This window comes from Vibrio sp. V43_P6S15P86 (assembly GCF_009904725.1).
Classification (GTDB): domain Bacteria; phylum Pseudomonadota; class Gammaproteobacteria; order Enterobacterales; family Vibrionaceae; genus Vibrio; species Vibrio diabolicus.
In genome coordinates this window covers 1-20,404 of sequence record NZ_WXWT01000478.1, presented here as the reverse complement: position 1 = coordinate 20,404, position 20,404 = coordinate 1, and the positions used below count along the sequence as shown (strand labels likewise).

Sequence of the window (20,404 nt, the reverse complement as noted above, 5' to 3'; positions counted from 1 at the left end):
ATGATTGAACGCGGTAAATACCAATCGCTGACCATGGTCAACTGGAACGGCTTCTTTGCCCGTACGTTTGACATCGATGGTCTGGTCACCACGCTATCAGGTGGTAACGGTGCAGGTAAATCAACCACAATGGCGGCATTCATCACCGCATTGATTCCTGACCAAACGCTACTGCACTTCCGTAACACAACCGAAGCGGGCAGCAGCCAATCGTCTCGCGATAAAGGTCTATACGGTAAGCTACAACCGGGGGCGTGTTATGCAGCACTAGACGTGGTGAACTCACGTAACCAACGCCTACTTTTTGCCGTAAAACTGCAGCAAGTAGCGGGTCGTGATAAGAAAGTAGACATCAAACCGTTTGTTATTCAAGGCCTTCCAAGCCATATAAAACCAACAGATATTTTGGTTGAAAGCGTATCTGCGACTCAAGCTCGTGTACGTCAAATCAACGAAGTAAAAGAATCGATCGCGGAATTTGAAGGTGTTCAATTCAAAGCCTTCTCTTCTATTGTTGATTACCACGCACAAATGTTTGAATTCGGTGTGATTCCGAAGAAATTGCGTAACTCTGGTGACCGCTCTAAATTCTACCGCTTGATCGAAGCATCGCTTTACGGTGGTATTTCAAGTGCGATTACGCGCTCGCTACGTGACTACCTTCTGCCACAAAACGGCGGCGTGAAGAAAGCGTTCCAAGATATGGAATCGGCGCTGCGTGAAAACCGCATGACGCTAGAAGCGATCAAAACTACGCAAGCAGACCGTGACTTGTTCAAACACTTGATTACAGAGTCGACCAACTACGTGGCAGCGGACTATATGCGCCATGCCAACGAGCGTCGTAAAAAACTAGAACAGACACTGTCTTTGCGTTCAGAGTTATTTGGTTCTCGCGAGACCTTGATTGAGCAAAACAACCTGCTTAACCGCGTTCAAGAAGAGCTGGAACTGCTGATCGAGTCAGAATCTTCTTTAGAGCAAGACTACCAAGCGGCTTCTGATCACTTGCAACTGGTGCAAAACGCGCTGCGTCAGCAAGAGAAGATCGAACGCTACCAAGAAGATCTTGAAGAGCTGAGCGAGCGTCTTGAAGAACAAATGATGGTAGTGGAAGAAGTGCAAGAACGCGTGATGATGGCTGAAGAGCAAGCTACCGTTGCAGAAGAAGAGGTGGATAGCCTTAAGACGCAACTTGCTGATTACCAGCAAGCTCTTGACGTTCAGCAAACTCGCGCCCTTCAATATCAACAAGCAGTTCAAGCGCTGGAGAAAGCGAAGCAGCTACTTGGCGATGACAGCCTAACGGCGGAATCGGCTCAAGCGCTTGTCTCTGAGCTTAAGAGCAAAGAATCAGAAAACACCAATGCGTTGCTATCGGTTAAGCACAAACTGGACATGTCTTCTGCAGCGGCAGAGCAGTTTGAAACCGCGCTTAAACTGGTACAAAGCATCGTTGGTCAAGTTGAGCGCAAAGACGCGTCTGAACATGCGAAAACCGCAATTGCGAAAGCGCGTGAGTCACAACAAATCGCACAAAACGAACAGCAATGGCGAGCACAACACCGTGATCTCGAACGCAGCCTTAACCAGCAGCGTCAAGCACGTGAACTGGTTGCTGAATACAAAAAACAATATCACGTTGAACTAACCGATGAGGTTACGTTTGAACAAGAACGTGAACGTCATGCGACGCAAATCGAATCACTAGAGATAGCTCAAGAAGAAGTTCGTGATCAGCGTGGTGAACAGCGCCGTCTAGAGCAAAACGCGGTGGCAGAAATCAGTAAGCTTGAAGCAATAGCACCAGCTTGGATTGCGGCGAACGATGCGCTAGAGAAACTGAGAGAGCAGAGCGGTGAAGAGCTTGAGGATCGCCATGCGGTAATGAACCACATGCAAGTTGTCCTTGAACAAGAAAGGGAGCTGTCTTTAGCTAAAGATAAGCTTGCTGAGCGCCGTAGCCAGCTAGACTCTGAGATTGAGCGTCTTGCTTCTCCTGGTGGTTCAAACGACCCTCGTCTGAAAGGTTTGGCTGATACACTGGGCGGCGTATTGCTGTCTGAGATCTACGATGACATCACGATTGATGACGCGCCTTACTTCAGTGCGATGTACGGTCCGGCTCGTCACGCTATCGTTGTTTCTGACCTGTCAGGTATCGAAGAGAAACTGGTAGAGCTAGACGACTGTCCAGAAGATTTGTACATCATTGAAGGTGACATCGATGCCTTTGATGACAGCTCGTTCGATGCAGAAGAGTTAGAGGGCGCGGTTTGTGTTCGCATGAACGATCGCCAAATGCGTTACTCTCGCTTGCCTGAGATCCCATTGTTTGGTCGTGCGGCCCGTGAGCAGCGTTTAGAGTTGCTGCGTAACGAACGAGAAGAAGTGGTAGAGAAACACGCAAAAGCGGCGTTTGATTCTCAGAAAATGCAGCGCTTGTACCAAGCATTTAACCAATTTGTGTCTAACCACATTCAAGTAGCTTTTGACGCTGATCCAGAACAAGCACTGGCAACCATTCGTGATAAGCGTAACCAAATCGCTCGCGTGTTGGCGGATCTGGATGCAAAAGAGCAGCAGCAACGCTCTCAGCTTCAAACTAGTAAGCAAGCACTGTCTTCTCTGGACAAGCTAGCATCACACATGGTGCTTGTTGAAGATGAATCATTGCAAGCGCGTTTTGATGAGCTAGAAGAGAAAATCGCTCAGCTTGCAGAGGCGAAAAACTTCTTAAACAACCATGCAAAAGCCGTCGCGCAACTAGAGAATATTGCGTCTGCGCTTGATGCTGACCCAGAGCAATTTGATGCACTAGAAGCAGAATACAAAGCGGCAGATGAACAGTTACAAGATCTTAAGAAGCAAATCTTTGCACTCTCGGATCTGGTTGAACGTCGTCACTACTTCGCTTACTCAGACTCGGTTGATCTTCTGAACAAAAGTAGCGAACTGAGTGAGCAGCTAAAAGCGAAGTTGGTTCAAGCTGAACAGACTCGTACTCGTTCTCGTGAAGAGTTGAAGCAAGCACAAGGACAAATGAACCAATACAACCAAGTATTGGCGTCTTTGAAGAGTTCGCATCAAGCTAAGCAAGAAACCGTTCAAGAGTTCAAACAAGAACTTCAAGAGTTTGGTGTTAATGCGGACGAAGGTGCGGAAGAACGTGCAATGCGTCGTCGTGACGAACTGCACGAGCGTCTACACACGTCTCGCAGTCGTAAGAGTGAATACGAGCGCACGATAACGTCGACCGAGCTTGAGATGAAAGGCTTGGCGAAACGTCTGAATAAAGTGCAGAAAGAATACGCAGAGCTGCGCAAATTTGTAGTTGCAGCGAAAGCGGGTTGGTGTTCAGTACTTCGCTTAGCGCGTGAAAACGATGTTGAGCGTCGTCTACACAAACGTGAACTGGCGTATATGTCGGCAGATGAATTGCGTTCCATGTCGGATAAATCATTGGGTGCGCTGCGTCTTGCTGTTGCAAACAATGATGACTTGCGTGATGCACTTCGTTTGTCTGAAGACAACGCTCGCCCAGAGCGTAAAGTTCTGTTCTACATTGCGGTATACCAACACCTTCGTGAGCGTATTCGTCAGGATATCATCCGTACTGATGACCCAGTTGAAGCAATCGAAGAGATGGAAGTGGAACTGGCGCGTCTAACGGAAGAGCTAACGCAACGTGAAAACCGCCTAGCGATCAGCTCTGAGTCGGTAGCGAGCATCATCAAGAAGACGATTCAGCGTGAGCAAAACCGTATTCGTATGCTGAACCAAGGCTTGTCGAACATCTCGTTCGGTCAGGTCAAGGGCGTACGTCTAAACGTGAAAATTCGCGAAAGTCACGAAGTGCTACTGAACGGTCTAGCGACACAACAAGAGCAGCATAAAGATCTGTTCGAATCGACTCGCTTTACCTTCTCTGAAGCAATGGCGAAACTGTTCCAACGTGTGAACCCACATATCGATATGGGTCAACGTTCTCCTCAGGTTCTGGGTGAAGAGCTACTGGATTACCGTAACTACCTAGAGCTAAGTGTAGAAGTGAACCGTGGTACAGATGGCTGGCTACAGGCTGAGTCTGGCGCACTATCAACAGGTGAAGCGATCGGTACCGGTCAGTCAATTCTATTGATGGTCGTGCAAAGCTGGGAAGAAGAGTCTCGTCGTCTACGCAGCAAAGACATTGTGCCTTGTCGTTTACTCTTCTTGGATGAAGCAGCGCGTCTGGATGCGAAATCGATCGCGACATTGTTCGAATTGTGTGACCGTCTGGATATGCAACTTCTTATCGCGGCACCAGAAAACATCAGCCCAGAGAAAGGGACTACCTACAAGTTGGTGCGTAAGGTGTTTAAAGACCATGAGCACGTACACGTAGTTGGTCTACGTGGTTTTGGTCAAACGGATAAGCCTAAGACTGAAGCGCAAGAGATGATCGAAGAGTTTGAATCGTAAACTCCGAATCTAGCAAAACGCCCGCAATGAACGCGGGCGTTTTTGTATTTGTTAGCGGGAGGCTTCAAAGCGTATAAAATAAGCCGAGACTGTAGGACGACAGTCTCGGCTTATTAATAGAACTTAGCGGGGAGGCTAAGTTTTATTCCTCTGAAATATCGTCTCTGATATCGATCATTTCAGCAAGCTCTTCAAGTGCTTGGACAGAAAGCTCAGACAAGCGTTGTAAATGCTGGTCTAAGCTCTCTTGTTCTTCAAGCTCTGGTTCATCGTTATCTGTTTCTTTTGTTAGCATTTCTCAACCTCTCAAGTTGAGTAAGGGGAGACCTCATCATACTCAAAAGTTAAAGGAGAAAAGAAACGATCTATGTTGATTCTGTTAGCTCGATCATTGATTCAAGTTATAGGTGAGGTGAGTTTGTTTAATAAGATGAGTAGGTAGACGGTTTTGGAAACGGAAACAAAAACGCCAGCAATCCGAACAATTACTGGCGAATGATATTGTGATTGGCGATTAGAACTGTGGTTTTACCCCAAACTGCTCTGCTGCGTAGGCGACACGTTCAATCGGCTTTGGATACTCGGCAGGTGTGCCGAGGCTCTCTATGTGTTTCAAACGAGGAAGCAAGCCCGCACCATTAGCGATTTGGATTGCTAAGCCAGGACGAGCGTTGAGCTCTAAAACCATAGGTCCTTCTTCTTTATCTAACACCATATCAGTGCCCATGTACCCCAACCCTGTCATCTCCCACGCACTAGACGCAAGCTCAAGCAAGCGCTCCCAGTGCGGGACTTGGAGGGTAGAAAGGTCTTTGCCTGTATCCGGATGGTGGGTGACTGGATGGTCGAATTGCACCGCTCGGATTGCTTTACCTGTGGCGATATCAATGCCCACGCCCACAGCGCCTTGGTGTAGGTTTGCTTTACCGTCCGACGCCGCCGTAGAACAGCGCATCATTGCCATAACAGGGTAGCCTTTAAATACGATGATTCGAACATCAGGCACACCTTCATAACTGAAGCCATCGAAACAATCATCAAACTTAATCAGGTTCTCAACGACTGCGACGTCGTTTTTACCACCAAGAGAGAAAAGGCCAGCAAGCGCATTACTGATATGACGTTCAACTTCATCCTTACCAATTGTAGAGCCGGAAGGTTTGGTATAGACCCCATCTTTATGCGAGGTAATAACCAAAATACCCTTACCACCACTACCTTGAGCGGGCTTGATAACAAAACCAGGCCAATCTTGCACCATCTTATGGATGGTCTTTACTTCTGCTTGGTTATGAATAACACCGATCAGGGCAGGGACGGTCGCCCCTGCTGCCTGCGCAATAATTTTAGTCTTGAGCTTGTCATCAACTAATGGGTATTTAGAACGATCATTGTAACGGCCGATATAACTGTGGTTACGTTTGTTCATCCCCATAATGCCTTTATGGCGAAGCTTAGCTGGCGAAGTAAAACTTTCTAACATCGTTTAGTCCTCCGCTAGTGGTTTGAAACGACGTAACTCAGTTAGACGGTAACCTGTGTAAGTACCTAGTAATAGAATACCGGCCAGAACAATCAACTGTAGACCAATGAAGTTAAAGGTTAGGTGCTGAATGTATGAGTTCGTCATCGCTAAGTAAACCAATACTGCGGTGAGCAGTGAGCCCCCACCTTGCAGAGCGACTTCTTTCGCACCTTCTTCTTCCCATAGGATAGACATACGTTCAATTGTCCATGACAAGATGATCATAGGGAAGAACGTAATTGTTAAGCCTTCCGTTAAGCCCATCTTAAATGCGACTACTGTGAACACCGAAATGATCATAATAACGGTAATAATGACCGCTGATATCCGTGCTACAAGCAGTAAGTTCAACCTCGATAAGTAACTTCGAATAATCAAGCCTGTGCCAACGATCAATAAGAAACCGACAATACCCGTTAATAGCTGGGTTTGAACAAACGCAACAGCAATCAGTACTGGCATGAAAGTGCCGGATGTTTTCAGACCGATAATCACACGCAAGAACACCACGATAAGGGCACCGATAGGGATCAGCATGATGGTCTTAAACATCGCTTGTTCTTCAAGAGGCAAGCTATGAATTGAAATATTCAGCAGCCCATCAGCTTCTATCTTGTTGTTCGTCGCTTGCTGTGGAGTCATTTCTTGTTTGATCATTGAGAAATGAACTTGGCTATTTTTACCACCAACAAGATCAAGCAGGGATACGTTCGACTCATCCCAAACTAATAAGTTTGGTTTCACGGCTTTCTGTTCGGAATTTGGTGAGAACAGCACCCAATCTTTACCTGACCAAACCTGAACCATTGGTTGAATGGTTTGGCGTCGACGGCCATCTTCTAGTTCGATAACACCGACGGTTTTGCTCTGTATACCTGCGGTAAGCAAAATATTATGTAGTGCATCAGTACGGCTGAAGTCATTCAGTAGTAGCGATGAATTTTGACTGTCTGGGTCATTAAGCGCTTTGATGAGCTCACGAGTGAAGGTCACATTGTCGGCAGAGCGACTCATCGCACGCTCTACAAGGGCATTTGCCGCCGCGGCTTGTGGCGCTGATAGCGTTGGTGGCGTAATGTCTTCAGTTGGTGGTAGAGGCGTAACTTTAGCCTGAGGGTCCACTAAGAACTGCGCTTTGTAGTAAATGGTTTGAGGACCTTTGGCCTGACGAATTGACCACTCGGCACGACGTCCAGAATCAGAATTAATGTAGGAAACGCCATAACCAGAAGAGGAAGCGGATTCACCGATAAGCGTATAACCACTTTGTGTATGAGGTGCTGCGAGTGAAGCTTTGACTTCATTGCCGTTAGCATTGAACTCAATACGTGCCTCTACATCCCATACCTGACGAGTTTCGCCTGGTGTCCAAGGCACGCCGTAGTTTTCATGTCTGAAAACACTCAAAGCAATGCCCGCAATCACCAATAAGATGATTGAAAGGTAAAACGGTATTTTTGACGTCATAATCTACCTTATTATTTTTTATCTTCGTCCGTTTGGATATAGGTACGACTTACATCGACAAGTGCGATGTCGCGCATAAATTCTCTACCCAGTAAAATAGGATGGTTCATATGCGAGCGATCTGCCAACGTAAATTGCGCTTTTTCATGAATTTTTCCAACGCGCACCCAAAGTTCGACTACAGCGCGACGTTCTAGTTCTTCACTGGTAACTTGGCGAATTTTTACGTAACGAATGACAGGCGCTTCGATCCAAGTATTTTTTTCTTCTTCGGATTTACTGGTATCTGCCAGGTGGAATCGAACCCAGTTTTTGCCGTTTCTTTCGAACTCTTCAATATCAACTGCATTTAAAGATGAGGTTGCGGCACCGGTGTCGACACGTGCATCAAAAGTCTGCTTAATGGAGTCGATAGTGACCTTTTCAATTGAGCCAAGGACAATATCATGAGTTGGTGTTGGTTCCACAGGAGCAGGAGATTGGACAATAATCGGCTCTTTTGGCTTTTTCACTTCTGCCATTGCTTCATCGCGAAATGTCAGAAGTTCAACCTGTAGTTTATCGACTTGTTCTTCAAGGCTGTCGATATAGTCCGATTGGTTGCTGAGCTGAAGCTCTAAGTTAGTAATGCGATTATTGACATTCGCTTCTGAAGTTTGAATAGCCGCTAACGTTTCTTGGTGGTACTGTTCGCCTTTGGTTAGTGAGCATCCAGATAGTAAGGCGATGGCAACAATCGGGGTCAATCGTAATAACATTGAAAACCTTGGGATTGGATTAAGTTGTTTATTTTTTAGGAGTTTAGCTCATATCGATAAAGCCTCACAAGTAAGAATGTTTCTCTATTACTTATTGTTTGAGGAATAGTGATGAAAAGCTAAAAATCAAGGACATAAAAGCGCATCCTTATTTAGAGCGTGCTTATGTTTTGATGTAACAAATGGACTCGAAAAACAAACACGCTCAGTACGAGGAAAGAGGGTAATGTCTTAACTCGTAAAATGAGTTAAGACAATGTCAGGAATCTCAGCGAATTATGGTTTGCGAGCGACAAGAACCGCGCGGCGAGGGGCAGGGTAACCTTCTACAGTCTTGCTTGGGTTGTTCGGATCTAGATAGTCTGGTAGAGAGTTATGCGTCATCCAATCTGTGGTACGTTGTTCATCAACCGAAGTGACGTTTTCATCAACGATGCGCACATCTTCAAATCCTACCAACTCTAACCATACTTTCAGTGCTTTTGCTGAAGGGAAGAAATAGACATTGCGCATTTGTGCGTAACGAGAAGTTGGAACCAACACTGAATTCTCATCACCTTCAATCACTAGTGTTTCTAGTACGAGTTCACCACCAGACACTAATTGATCTTTTAGCTGCACCAAGTGATCCAATGGAGAGCGACGGTGGTAAAGCACGCCCATGCTGAATACCGTGTCGAACGCTTCTAACTTAGGTAGTTGTTCAATACCCAACGGCAGTAGGTGCGCACGTTGGTCATCGCCCATTAGTTTACGAATTGCTTCGAACTGAATTAGGAACAGATGAGATGGATCGATACCGACGGTTAAGCGTGCACCTTCACCCAGCATACGCCACATGTGGTAGCCGTTACCACAACCAACATCGAGTACGCTGCGGTTCTTTAATGGAGAAATATGCGGAAGCACGCGGTCCCATTTCCAATCACTGCGCCACTCAGTATCAATATGAATGCCGTGTACGTGGTATGGCCCTTTGCGCCAAGGATGGAATGTACGAAGTAAGCTTTCTAGCTTTTTAAGTTCCCCTTGAGGCATGGGCTCATTGTTTGAAATCGTGACAGAATCAACAATGTCGATGTTGTCCGGTCTACCCGCTGGGATTTTGTTCAGGGCTTTCAACCAGCGACCAAAGTCACCGTGCTCTGCATTTTGCCAATCCGTTAGCTGTTGTGGAAGCACATTAAGCCAAGGTTGAAGACGGGTGTCTTGGGCAATCAATTGGTAGAAATTTGCAAAGTTAAACATAGTTAGTTAATCGCTGAGTTGATGGGTATAAATTATTAACAAAAGCCGAAATCGGTATGGTTCAGGCTTTGTATGCATGGTCTATTTAATCGCGAACATGGAGCCGAAGTTAAAGCATTGGAACCAAACATCGTAGCTAGAAAAGCCAATTTTAGCGAAACGCTCTTTATGTTCTTTCTTTGAATCTGGGCGCATTACGTTTTCTATCGCGCTGCGCTTTTGGCTGATTTCTAGTTCGCTATAACCATTTGCACGTTTAAAGTCGTGGTGAAGGTCAATTAATAGCTCGTTTGACACTTCATCTTCGAAGACGAATTTCTCCGACAAAATCAAAATTCCGCCTGGACGTAGACCCGCGTAGATTCGTTCAAGCAGGGCGTAACGATCGTCTGGAGAAAGAAATTGCAGAGTAAAGTTCAGTACGACAACTGATGCGTTTTCAATATCGATATTACGAATATCCGCTTCAACCACATCTACAGGAGTATCGCTTCGGTACGCGTTGACGTGAAGTTTACAACGCTCAACCATCGCAGGAGAGTTGTCCACTGCGATGATTTGGCAACCTTCTTGTTTGATATGGCGACGCATAGACAATGTTGCAGCACCCAAAGAACAGCCAAGGTCATAGATGTTTGAGTGGGGCTTTACAAAACGCTCTGCCAGCATACCGATTGCAGAAATAATATTGCTGTAACCCGGTACCGATCGTTGAATCATGTCAGGAAATACTTCCGCTACGCGTTCATCGAACGTGAAATCCCCAATTTTATCGATTGGAGCCGAAAAAATAGTATCTGGATTGCTCTTAGGGTTCATAACTAAGTCTCTGCATACAAGCCGCCTGAAAATGTCAGGCACCAAAAAAGGCGCGTATTTTATGGGAATTTCGCGCCTCTGTCATGTGTTGCGTTAGAACATCTGTAACTGCGAGTTGCCATCGTCAGCTGGGAAAGGCGCTAACTCAGGGAGCGTGATACGTTTTTGTATGTCTTTATACAGGTTTGCAGCCAACTCTGGCGCAATTATATTGTCTGCGGTATGGATCATGACATATGGCTGTTTACCTTCGGCAATCCATTGTGGCAACTTGTTGAGCCATGGTTTAAAAAACTCGTAATTTTGCTGTTCTTCTGGATGACCAATAAAGCGAATCAAAGGGTGTGAAGCGGTAGCAATGGCGTGAACAGGGACTCGTGGTTTTTTCATTTGTGCATCAATAATCGCTTCATTGTCTGGCTTAGCGGCAAAGACAGGGCGGCTATCCATAATAATGCGGTCAATGTTATTTTCTACTAACCATTGGTTAAGCGCTCGCTCTTCTTCACCTTTGGAGAAAAATGCCATATGACGAACCTCAACACCAAGAGGGAAGTTAGGTGGAAAGCTCGCACAGAACTTTTTCAGTCGATCAAGGTGCTCAGGACCAAAAGCGGCTGGCAATTGAATTGTCCATTGCCCCACACGGTCATGCAACGGCTCCATGATTTTCATGAAGTCTCTCAGTTGTTCGCTGCAACCTCTTAGCATTTGCTCATGAGTGATGGCTTTAGGAAGTTTGAAAGTAAAGCGAAAATCATCGTGGGTTGCGGCTCTCCAGTTTTGCACTGTATTGAGCGTCGGTGTGGCATAAAATGTCGTGTTGCCTTCCACGGTATGAAACACTTGCGCATACCTTTCTAAACGTTCAGCGGGCTTTGTCCCGCTGCCGTAAAAACTTTGTTGCCATTGATTGTGCGACCACATCGTCAATCCAAGTCGAAGAGGTAAGTTATCCATTATTCTTTACTGCTTGCTACTCGTGTGAATACTTTACGAGAGTTTTGCTGAAATAGGTAATTTCACGCTATAATCCTCCCCAATTTTTTCGCTTTGGTGCGCTTTTGAACATTTGTTGTACTAAAAAGCACCAGTGAATGATAAAACACACGTAATTGTATGTTGAGTAGTCGATTTTCGTGGACATTCAGCGTATAACTGAATCTTTACTCTGCTTAGCAATGAGGCTGACAGAGCGTAGTTAACAACATTTGAGAGATTGGGAATTTCATTATGCGTACCCATTACTGTGGTCACCTGAACAAGTCCCTTGCAGGACAAACTGTAGAACTTTGCGGCTGGGTTAACCGTCGTCGTGATTTAGGCGGTCTTATTTTTATTGATATGCGAGATCGCGAAGGTATCGTTCAGGTAGTTGTTGATCCAGATATGGCGGATGCGTATGAAGTGGCTAACACACTTCGTAATGAATTCTGTATCAAACTAACGGGTGAAGTACGAGTTCGTCCAGAAAGCCAAGCAAACAAAGACATGGCAACAGGTGAAGTTGAGATCCTTGCGACAGGTCTTGAAGTCATCAACCGCAGTGACGTTTTGCCTCTAGACTTCAACCAAAAGAACTCTGAAGAGCAACGTCTGAAGTACCGTTACTTAGACCTTCGTCGTCCTGAAATGAGTGACCGCATCAAGCTACGTGCTAAAGCATCTAGCTTTGTTCGTCGTTTCCTAGATGACAACGGCTTCCTAGATATCGAAACACCAGTACTAACGAAAGCGACACCAGAAGGCGCGCGTGACTACCTAGTACCTAGCCGTGTTCACAAAGGCAGCTTTTACGCGCTTCCTCAGTCTCCACAGCTATTCAAACAACTTCTAATGATGTCTGGTTTTGACCGTTACTACCAAATCGTTAAGTGTTTCCGTGATGAAGACTTACGCGCTGACCGTCAACCAGAATTCACTCAAATCGATATCGAAACGTCATTCATGACGGCTGACCAAGTACGTGAAGTGACTGAAAACATGGTTCGCGATATGTGGCAAGAGCTACTAAACGTAGACCTAGGTCAGTTCCCAGTAATGCCATTCAGCGAAGCGATTCGCCGTTTCGGTTCTGACAAGCCAGACCTACGTAACCCGTTAGAGTTAGTTGATGTCGCTGACCTAGTGAAAGACGTTGAGTTCAAAGTATTCTCTGGCCCAGCAAACGATGAGAAAGGCCGCGTTGCCGTTATTCGCGTTCCAGGTGGTGCATCTTTGACTCGTAAGCAAATTGATGGCTACGGTGAATTCGTTGGTATCTACGGTGCGAAAGGTCTAGCTTGGATGAAGGTTAACGATCGTGCTGCAGGCATGGAAGGTATCCAGTCTCCAGTGGCTAAGTTCCTAAACGAAGACGTGATCAATGCTATCCTAGATCGCACTCAAGCGGAATCTGGCGATATCATCCTATTTGGTGCTGATAAAGCGGGTATCGTTGCAGAAGCTATGGGCGCACTGCGTCTGAAGCTAGGTAAAGACCTAGAGCTAACTGACGAATCAGCATGGGCTCCACTATGGGTTGTTGACTTTCCAATGTTCGAAGAAGATGACGAAGGCAACCTACACGCGATGCACCACCCATTCACGTCACCTCTAGGTGTGACTGCGGAAGAGCTAAAAGCGAACCCAGCTGCGGCAAACTCTAACGCTTATGATATGGTTCTAAATGGCTACGAAGTTGGCGGTGGTTCTGTCCGTATCCACAACGCAGATATGCAAGAAGCCGTATTTGATATTCTAGGCATCACACCTGAAGAGCAACAGCTTAAGTTCGGCTTCCTGCTTGATGCACTAAAATTCGGTACGCCTCCACACGCTGGTCTTGCATTCGGTCTTGACCGTCTAGTGATGCTGCTATGTGGTACCGAGAACATCCGTGATGTTATTGCATTCCCGAAAACAACAGCAGCGGCGTGTCTACTAACAGACGCACCAAGCATTGCGAACCCAGCAGCGCTAGAAGAGCTAGCAATCGCAGTGACTGCAGCGAAAGAAAAAGACGCAGAATAAGCGCACAACATTTGAAGAAAACTCCCGCAACTGCGGGAGTTTTTGTTTAAATAAACCTAAGAAACTTCCAAAGCAATTTCCCAAGCAACGCTTTTTAGCTCATGTTTGCTATTAAGCGTCAAAATACATTAAAAGGTGAATTATGGCAGGTCATAGTAAATGGGCGAATATTCGTCACCGTAAAGCAGCGCAAGATGCGAAGCGCGGCAAAATCTTTACCAAATTAATCCGTGAAATCGTTGTTGCTGCAAAAGAGGGAGGCGGTGAGCCAGAAAATAACCCACGTTTGCGAGCTGCAATTGATAAAGCGTTGTCTAACAACATGACGCGTGACACTGTCAACCGCGCTGTCAGCCGAGGTGCTGGTGGTGAAGGCGATGACAATATGGAAACCGTAATCTATGAAGGTTATGGTCCGGGTGGCACTGCGGTCATGGTCGAATGTATGACGGATAACCGAAATCGCACAGTATCTGGCGTACGCCATGCGTTCTCGAAGTCAGGAGGCAATCTGGGTACGGATGGTAGTGTAAACTATCTTTTCGACAAGAAAGGCGTGATCTCATACGCCCCAGGTTTAGATGAAGATGCGGTGATGGAAGTGGCGTTAGAAAGTGGCGCTGATGACATCGAAACATCAGAAGATGGCTCGATTGATGTTTACACCGCGCCAAGCGATTTTGGACTCGTAAAAGATGCCCTTGATGCTGCAGGTTTTGAGGCGGAAAACGCCGAAGTGTCGCTTATCCCTTCAACGAAAGCAGAACTGGATGTGGACACGGCGCCAAAACTGCTTCGTTTGATTGACGCTTTAGAAGATCTGGACGATGTTCAGGAGGTTTATCACAACGGTGACATCTCTGACGACGTTGCAGCCTCTCTAGGGTAAACTCAATGTGCAGTGAGCGTTATTCGCTCCGAAATTAGAAAGTAATAATAAGAAATTGAGGCCGCATTCGGCCTCATTTTTAGGATCATTCATGTCAATTATTTTGGGCATTGACCCAGGTTCACGCATTACCGGTTATGGGGTCATTCGTCAAAATGGACGCCATTTGCAATACCTTGGTAGTGGCTGTATTCGTACTTCAGAAAAAGAACTTCCGGGCCGTCTTAAGCAGATTTACGCTGGCGTCACGGAAATCATTACTCAGTTTCAACCGGACGTATTTGCGATTGAACAAGTGTTTATGGCTAAAAATGCGGATTCAGCATTAAAGCTTGGCCAGGCTCGTGGCAGCGCAATTGTTGCTGCGGTGAATGCAGAGTTGCCGGTATACGAATACGCCGCGCGTCTTATTAAGCAAGCTGTAGTCGGTACTGGTGGTGCGGACAAAGCGCAAGTTCAGCATATGGTTCAGCAGATGCTTAAACTGCCCGCCAAGCCTCAAGCGGATGCAGCCGATGCTTTAGGTGTGGCGATTTGTCATGCCAATACGAACAAAACCCTCGTTGCCTTAGCGGGCAAAGCAACCAGTGCCAGAAAAGGGCGCTACCGATAAAATTAACTGGATGTCTATCCAGTTCTTTATTATCCTGTCGCAAATTCATTTCCAAAGAGTATTTATAGTGATTGGACGTCTTCGTGGCACACTGATTGAAAAACAACCACCTGAAGTATTAATTGAAGTTAATGGCATTGGTTATGAAGTACAGATGCCAATGAGCTGTTTTTACGAGCTGCCAAATGTTGGCGAAGAAGCCATTATTTATACTCACTTTGTCGTCCGTGAAGATGCACAATTGCTATACGGTTTCAACACAGTAAAAGAACGAGCACTTTTCCGTGAAGTGATCAAAGCCAATGGCGTTGGTCCTAAACTCGGTCTTGGTATTCTCTCTGGTATGACAGCAACGCAATTTGTTACTTGTGTGGAACATGAAGACGTTTCTACGCTGGTTAAGCTTCCAGGCGTTGGCAAGAAAACCGCAGAGCGATTGGTTGTTGAAATGAAAGACCGCTTGAAAGGGTGGGGTGCTGGCGATCTATTTACACCATTTACGGATGCTGCTCCTGCGGATTCTGGTGCGACATCCAACAACGCGGAAGAAGAGGCAATTAGCGCGCTTCTAGCTTTGGGTTACAAGCCGACTCAAGCGTCGAAAGTGGTGTCTCAGATCGCTAAACCGGACATGAGCAGTGAGCAAATGATCCGTGAAGCTCTAAAATCAATGGTGTAACGCTGGTTTCACAGTGAGCATTTGTTCAAGATAACTCATTCTCTAAGGTTAACGCCAATCGCTTAACGATATTTTTTGTGTCATTCCAGCGAGCCTAGCGAGACTGGGAATCTAATAGCAGCACGCTGAGCGGTTAATGAAACAATTTGACCATAAACCGCTCGGATAGAAGATCCTGTATCACGCTCCTTCGTCGCTGTACAGGATGACGAGATACAGAAATATGCCACTTGCTGTTAAACGAGCGGCATTATTCTCTCAGGTAACCATTTTTCAAGGTAAAAAGATGATTGAAGCCGATCGTTTAATCGCGCCAGAAAACCCTGCCTTTCGTGATGAAGATGTCATTGACCGTGCTATTCGACCAAAAAAATTAGCGGATTACCAAGGTCAGGACCATGTCCGTGACCAAATGGAGATCTTCATTAAAGCTGCTCAGTTACGTAGCGAAGCACTTGATCACCTTTTGATTTTTGGTCCTCCAGGTTTGGGTAAAACCACACTTGCGAATATCGTTGCCAATGAAATGGAAGTGAACATTCGCACCACTTCGGGCCCTGTACTTGAGAAAGCAGGGGATTTGGCCGCGCTGTTAACTAACCTAGAAGAAAACGATGTGTTGTTCATCGATGAGATTCACCGCTTGAGCCCGATGGTTGAAGAGGTGCTGTATCCGGCGATGGAAGATTATCAACTGGATATTATGATCGGTGAAGGTCCGGCCGCTCGTTCTATTAAGATCGATTTACCACCATTTACGTTAATTGGTGCGACGACCCGAGCGGGCTCTTTAACGTCACCATTGCGCGACCGCTTTGGTATTACTCAGCGCCTTGAGTTTTATAAGATAAAAGACCTCCAAGATATTGTGCAGCGCAGCGCGGATTGTTTAGGTTTGTCAATGGAACCTGAAGGTGCATTGGAAGTGGCAAGACGTGCACGTGGCACACCACGTATTGCTAACCGTCTACTACGTCGTGTTCGCGATTATGCGGAAGTGAAAGGAAATGGTCACATCTGTGCAGAGGTTGCCGACAAAGCGCTGAATATGCTTGATGTGGACGCCGAAGGTTTCGATTATATGGACCGCAAACTGCTACTCGCAATTATGGAGAAATTTGGTGGTGGTCCGGTCGGACTCGATAACATGGCGGCAGCGATTGGTGAAGAAAAGGATACTATCGAAGACGTTCTTGAGCCTTATCTTATTCAGCAAGGTTATTTACAACGCACTCCGCGTGGAAGAATCGCGACAGATCGTGCGTATTTGCATTTCGGAATTGAAAAATAAGATTCCCTCGCTGGGCCTTTGCGGCCCAGTGCTTCATTAAAGTTGACCAAACTCACATTTTTTGAATTTCTTCTCATATCAGTTTAGTAAGTAAAAAGCATTGATTGTTAACTCTATGTTTGCTCGCAACTGGTTAATTTCTCTCCTGATTACTCTCTCTTAACATCCGTATCTAATACTGGTTGATCTGGATCAATGTGATGGATTTTTGTGCAAATTCCGCGCATAAACATTGATGTATATCAAAGCGCATTCCGGCTATAAACCTTTTGAAACAATCTGTTTTTACAAGTAATATTAGCCCTAGCTATATTAGCTGATGCTTAACAATTAACTAACCAATGAAGCACATTTTTGCAACAATGAGTTGTGATAATTCAACATTTTTCAAGTGTAAATAACACTTGAGTATGGATTGCAATATGTAGAGAGTGTCATTCAGCCGACACATAGGAGTTACCATGATTGACGTAGTTGATCTATCGCGGTTGCAGTTTGCACTGACAGCGATGTATCACTTCCTATTCGTACCATTGACCCTTGGTATGGCCTTCCTTCTGGCCATTATGGAATCGATGTACGTAATGACGAACAAGCAAATCTACAAGGACATGACCAAGTTCTGGGGTAAGCTATTCGGTATTAACTTTGCACTTGGTGTGGCGACAGGCCTTACCATGGAATTCCAGTTTGGTACGAACTGGTCTTACTACTCCCACTATGTAGGTGACATCTTCGGTGCGCCGCTAGCGATCGAAGCCCTTGTCGCATTCTTCCTGGAGTCAACTTTTGTTGGTCTATTCTTCTTCGGGTGGGATCGTCTATCTAAACGTCAACACTTAGCGGTTACTTGGCTTGTGGCGCTGGGCTCTAACTTCTCTGCACTTTGGATTCTTATCGCAAACGGCTGGATGCAAAACCCAGTAGGCGCGGACTTCAACTTCGAAACCATGCGAATGGAAATGGTAAGCTTCTCTGAAGTTGTACTAAACCCAGTTGCTCAGGTTAAGTTCGTGCATACGGTTGCTTCTGGTTACACTTGTGGCGCAATGTTTATTCTAGGCATCAGTTCATACTACCTATTAAAAGGTCGTGACATTGCGTTTGCTCGTCGTTCATTTGCTATCGCTGCTTCTTTCGGTATTGCGGCTATCTTATCTACCATCGTTCTTGGCGATGAATCTGGCTACGAGCTTGGTGAAGTTCAAAAAGTGAAGCTTGCTGCAATTGAAGCAGAGTGGCACACAGAACCAGCTCCAGCAGCGTTTACGTTGTTTGGTGTTCCTAACCAAGAAACCATGCACACAGATTACGCAATCAAGATCCCTTACGTAATGGGTATCATCGCGACACGTTCTTTTGATGAGCAAGTAACAGGTCTTCGTGACCTACGTGATGAGCACGTCGATCGTATTCGTGACGGTATGTACGCGTATGAACTTCTAGAGAAGCTTCGCGCAGGCGACAAGTCAGAAGAAAGCATGACTGCGTTTGATGAAGTGAAGGGTGACCTAGGTTACGGTCTACTTCTAAAGCGCTACACAGACAATGTTGTTGATGCGACAGAAGAGCAAATCCAAGCTGCTGCGGACGATTCAATCCCAACAGTATGGCCGCTATTCTGGTCATTCCGTATCATGGTTGCTTGTGGTTTCATCATGCTATTCGTTTTCGGTGCGGCATTTGTTCAAACGTGTCGTCAGAAGATCGAACAAAAACAATGGATTCTTAAAGCTGCACTATTCAGCATCCCACTACCGTGGATTGCGATTGAAGCGGGTTGGTTCGTCGCTGAGTACGGCCGTCAGCCTTGGGCTGTAGGTGAAATTTTACCAGTGCATGTTGCAGCTTCTGCACTAACTGCTGGCGAAATCTGGACTTCACTATTCGCAATTCTGGCGCTATACACGGTATTCCTGGTTGCAGAAGTTTACCTAATGTTGAAATTCGCTCGTAAAGGTCCAAGTAGCCTGAAAACGGGTCGCTACCACTTCGAACAAAATGCTGACTCTGTTGAAGACAAAGTTAGTCGCCAAGTAGAAGCGTAAGGTAAGGAGATAACAAGATGTTTGATTACGAAATCTTGCGACTCATCTGGTGGGTACTAATCGGTGTTCTACTAGTTGGTTTTGCAGTAACAGACGGTTTCGATATGGGTGTAGGCGCGCTTGTACCTATTATCGGTAAAAACGACACGCAACGTCGCGTCATGATTAACTCAATTGCCCCTCACTGGGATGGTAACCAAGTTTGGCTTATCACTGCTGGTGGTGCATTGTTTGCAGCTTGGCCTTTGGTTTATGCAACGTCATTTTCAGGCTTCTACTTAGCGATGATTTTGACACTAGCAGCACTTTGGCTTCGTCCTCTGGGCCTAGACTACCGCTCTAAAATCGAAGATCCAAAATGGCGCAATACCTGGGATATCTGTATCTCAATCAGTGGTTTTGTTCCACCAATCATCTTTGGTGTAGCGTTTGGCAACCTACTACAGGGCGTACCATTCCAATTGAGTGAGTTCTTGATGCCAACATACCATGGCTCATTCTTTGGTCTTCTAAACCCATTTGCACTGCTGTGTGGCCTAGTTAGCTTGTTCATGATTTTGATGCAAGGTTCGACTTGGCTACAAATGAAAACAACGGGCGAAGTGCACGTGCGTGCTCGCAACGTTGCTCAGTTAGCAGGTTTACTGACGGTTGCAGCGTTTGTAGCGGCTGGTTTCTGGATCCAAAATATCGATGGTTACGTCATTGTTGGCGGTATCGACACTAATGCAGCTTCTAACCCTCTAAACAAAGAGGTAATCCGTGAAGCTGGTGCGTGGATGAAGAATTTTGAAAACTACCCACTACTATGGGCTGCTCCTGTACTAGGTGTTGCAATGCCGCTTCTTGCCGTATTGGCATCTCGTCTTGAAAAATGTGCGATTTCGTTCATTACTTCAAGCTTGGGTGTTGCTGGCGTTATCTTTACTGCAGGTTTTGCGATGTTCCCATTCATCATGCCTTCAGACTTAATGCCAAGCCACAGCTTAACAATGTGGGATGCAACGTCATCTGAACTGACTCTGAACCTAATGACAGGCGTTGCGTTTGTTATGGTACCAATCATCCTTGGTTACACGTCTTGGACTTACTACAAGATGTTTGGTCGCCTTGATGATCAGTACATTGAAGACAACAAAAACTCACTTTACTAAGGAGCATTTACTATGTGGTATTTCGCATGGATTCTAGGTGTACTACTTGCTTGTGCATTCGGTATCATCAACGCTCTTTGGTTAGAGCACTCAGAAATGATGGACAAAGACAGTGAGTAATCTCGCTGATAAGGTAGCGAAACTTCACGCTCCGATGGATAAGACTCTGTTAAGAGTCTTATCTCTCATCCTTGGCTTTATGCACGTAGGATTGGTGATGTGGGATCCTGAAGCTTATCATCAAGCGATTGGTGGTTTTAACTCAATCATCGCACCGGCACTGATTTGGTCTGTATGCTCAAGCATGGTTTACGGTGTGGGCTTCAAACCGAGAAACTGGTACTGGCAAGTTTTGTTTAGTCCCTATTTTTCGTTAGCTATCTTAATTTATTTAACGGTACTTTATTTCTTTTAGGCTGAAATACGCTGTAATAAAG

Annotated in this window: 17 protein-coding genes; 10 read left to right on the top strand and 7 right to left on the bottom strand. The window is 45.8% G+C overall.

What is annotated here, in order from left to right:
• Positions 1–4,464, top strand: coding sequence for a chromosome partition protein MukB (gene mukB, locus CAG69_RS21475; protein WP_161446158.1), 4,464 nt, complete (start codon positions 1–3; stop codon positions 4,462–4,464).
• Between the two features lie 142 nt (positions 4,465–4,606).
• Here the strand turns inward: mukB and CAG69_RS22375 are convergent, their stop codons facing one another.
• The 7 genes from CAG69_RS22375 to CAG69_RS21445 all read right to left on the bottom strand — a co-directional run bounded on the left by CAG69_RS22375 (position 4,607) and on the right by CAG69_RS21445 (position 11,241).
• Entirely contained in the window at positions 4,607–4,759 is a 153-nt protein-coding gene (locus tag CAG69_RS22375) for a hypothetical protein (RefSeq protein ID WP_005390736.1), read from the bottom strand.
• 219 nt (positions 4,760–4,978) lie between these two features.
• The gene (locus CAG69_RS21470) at positions 4,979–5,947 is read right to left on the bottom strand and encodes an alpha-L-glutamate ligase-like protein (RefSeq protein WP_161446152.1); all 969 of its coding nucleotides are present in this window, start codon (positions 5,945–5,947) and stop codon (positions 4,979–4,981) included.
• Between the two features lie 3 nt (positions 5,948–5,950).
• Positions 5,951–7,456: an inactive transglutaminase family protein gene (locus tag CAG69_RS21465; RefSeq protein WP_005390741.1), complete on the bottom strand. Its 1,506-nt coding sequence runs from the start codon at positions 7,454–7,456 to the stop codon at positions 5,951–5,953.
• 11 nt (positions 7,457–7,467) lie between these two features.
• Complete coding sequence (locus CAG69_RS21460; protein ID WP_012841986.1) at positions 7,468–8,214, bottom strand: ATP-dependent zinc protease family protein; 747 nt, start codon at positions 8,212–8,214, stop codon at positions 7,468–7,470.
• A 276-nt stretch (positions 8,215–8,490) separates the two neighbouring features.
• The gene (gene cmoB / locus CAG69_RS21455) at positions 8,491–9,462 is read right to left on the bottom strand and encodes a tRNA 5-methoxyuridine(34)/uridine 5-oxyacetic acid(34) synthase CmoB (protein ID WP_161446150.1); all 972 of its coding nucleotides are present in this window, start codon (positions 9,460–9,462) and stop codon (positions 8,491–8,493) included.
• 81 nt (positions 9,463–9,543) lie between these two features.
• Complete coding sequence (gene cmoA / locus CAG69_RS21450) at positions 9,544–10,281, bottom strand: carboxy-S-adenosyl-L-methionine synthase CmoA (protein WP_012841984.1); 738 nt, start codon at positions 10,279–10,281, stop codon at positions 9,544–9,546.
• Between the two features lie 93 nt (positions 10,282–10,374).
• The gene (locus CAG69_RS21445) at positions 10,375–11,241 is read right to left on the bottom strand and encodes a DUF72 domain-containing protein (protein WP_161446148.1); all 867 of its coding nucleotides are present in this window, start codon (positions 11,239–11,241) and stop codon (positions 10,375–10,377) included.
• Between the two features lie 273 nt (positions 11,242–11,514).
• Here CAG69_RS21445 and aspS point away from each other — a divergent pair, with 273 nt between their 5' ends.
• The 9 genes from aspS (at position 11,515) to ybgE (ending at position 20,382) form a co-directional block, all read left to right on the top strand.
• On the top strand, positions 11,515–13,293 hold the full coding sequence (gene aspS, locus CAG69_RS21440) for an aspartate--tRNA ligase (protein ID WP_161446145.1): 1,779 nt from the start codon (positions 11,515–11,517) through the stop codon (positions 13,291–13,293).
• Between the two features lie 142 nt (positions 13,294–13,435).
• Positions 13,436–14,182 carry a YebC/PmpR family DNA-binding transcriptional regulator gene (locus CAG69_RS21435; protein ID WP_161446143.1) on the top strand — a complete coding sequence of 249 codons (747 nt, stop codon included), beginning with the start codon at positions 13,436–13,438 and terminating at the stop codon, positions 14,180–14,182.
• A gap of 91 nt (positions 14,183–14,273) precedes the next feature.
• Complete coding sequence (gene ruvC, locus CAG69_RS21430; protein ID WP_012841980.1) at positions 14,274–14,795, top strand: crossover junction endodeoxyribonuclease RuvC; 522 nt, start codon at positions 14,274–14,276, stop codon at positions 14,793–14,795.
• Between the two features lie 67 nt (positions 14,796–14,862).
• Entirely contained in the window at positions 14,863–15,474 is a 612-nt protein-coding gene (gene ruvA, locus CAG69_RS21425; protein WP_012841979.1) for a Holliday junction branch migration protein RuvA, read from the top strand.
• 286 nt (positions 15,475–15,760) lie between these two features.
• Positions 15,761–16,765: a Holliday junction branch migration DNA helicase RuvB gene (ruvB, locus tag CAG69_RS21420; RefSeq protein WP_031780162.1), complete on the top strand. Its 1,005-nt coding sequence runs from the start codon at positions 15,761–15,763 to the stop codon at positions 16,763–16,765.
• Between the two features lie 461 nt (positions 16,766–17,226).
• Positions 17,227–18,813 carry a cytochrome ubiquinol oxidase subunit I gene (cydA, locus tag CAG69_RS21415; RefSeq protein WP_161446141.1) on the top strand — a complete coding sequence of 529 codons (1,587 nt, stop codon included), beginning with the start codon at positions 17,227–17,229 and terminating at the stop codon, positions 18,811–18,813.
• Positions 18,814–18,830: 17 nt separating this feature from the next.
• Positions 18,831–19,967: a cytochrome d ubiquinol oxidase subunit II gene (gene cydB, locus CAG69_RS21410; RefSeq protein ID WP_006742909.1), complete on the top strand. Its 1,137-nt coding sequence runs from the start codon at positions 18,831–18,833 to the stop codon at positions 19,965–19,967.
• Positions 19,968–19,979: 12 nt separating this feature from the next.
• On the top strand, positions 19,980–20,087 hold the full coding sequence (gene cydX, locus CAG69_RS21405; protein ID WP_000270284.1) for a cytochrome bd-I oxidase subunit CydX: 108 nt from the start codon (positions 19,980–19,982) through the stop codon (positions 20,085–20,087).
• On the top strand, positions 20,080–20,382 hold the full coding sequence (gene ybgE, locus CAG69_RS21400; protein WP_047008559.1) for a cyd operon protein YbgE: 303 nt from the start codon (positions 20,080–20,082) through the stop codon (positions 20,380–20,382). The genes cydX and ybgE overlap by 8 nt, the downstream gene beginning before the upstream one ends.
• The last annotated feature ends 22 nt before the right edge of the window (positions 20,383–20,404 follow it).

Bases quoted from the DNA above. Each gene is read 5' to 3' on its own strand.
- mukB (WP_161446158.1), top strand. From the start codon at position 1: ATGATTGAACGCGGTAAATACCAATCGCTGACCATGGTCAACTGGAAC.
- CAG69_RS22375 (WP_005390736.1), bottom strand. From the start codon at position 4,759: ATGCTAACAAAAGAAACAGATAACGATGAACCAGAGCTTGAAGAACAA.
- CAG69_RS21470 (WP_161446152.1), bottom strand. From the start codon at position 5,947: ATGTTAGAAAGTTTTACTTCGCCAGCTAAGCTTCGCCATAAAGGCATT.
- CAG69_RS21465 (WP_005390741.1), bottom strand. From the start codon at position 7,456: ATGACGTCAAAAATACCGTTTTACCTTTCAATCATCTTATTGGTGATT.
- CAG69_RS21460 (WP_012841986.1), bottom strand. From the start codon at position 8,214: ATGTTATTACGATTGACCCCGATTGTTGCCATCGCCTTACTATCTGGA.
- cmoB (WP_161446150.1), bottom strand. From the start codon at position 9,462: ATGTTTAACTTTGCAAATTTCTACCAATTGATTGCCCAAGACACCCGT.
- cmoA (WP_012841984.1), bottom strand. From the start codon at position 10,281: ATGAACCCTAAGAGCAATCCAGATACTATTTTTTCGGCTCCAATCGAT.
- CAG69_RS21445 (WP_161446148.1), bottom strand. From the start codon at position 11,241: ATGGATAACTTACCTCTTCGACTTGGATTGACGATGTGGTCGCACAAT.
- aspS (WP_161446145.1), top strand. From the start codon at position 11,515: ATGCGTACCCATTACTGTGGTCACCTGAACAAGTCCCTTGCAGGACAA.
- CAG69_RS21435 (WP_161446143.1), top strand. From the start codon at position 13,436: ATGGCAGGTCATAGTAAATGGGCGAATATTCGTCACCGTAAAGCAGCG.
- ruvC (WP_012841980.1), top strand. From the start codon at position 14,274: ATGTCAATTATTTTGGGCATTGACCCAGGTTCACGCATTACCGGTTAT.
- ruvB (WP_031780162.1), top strand. From the start codon at position 15,761: ATGATTGAAGCCGATCGTTTAATCGCGCCAGAAAACCCTGCCTTTCGT.
- cydA (WP_161446141.1), top strand. From the start codon at position 17,227: ATGATTGACGTAGTTGATCTATCGCGGTTGCAGTTTGCACTGACAGCG.
- cydB (WP_006742909.1), top strand. From the start codon at position 18,831: ATGTTTGATTACGAAATCTTGCGACTCATCTGGTGGGTACTAATCGGT.
- cydX (WP_000270284.1), top strand. From the start codon at position 19,980: ATGTGGTATTTCGCATGGATTCTAGGTGTACTACTTGCTTGTGCATTC.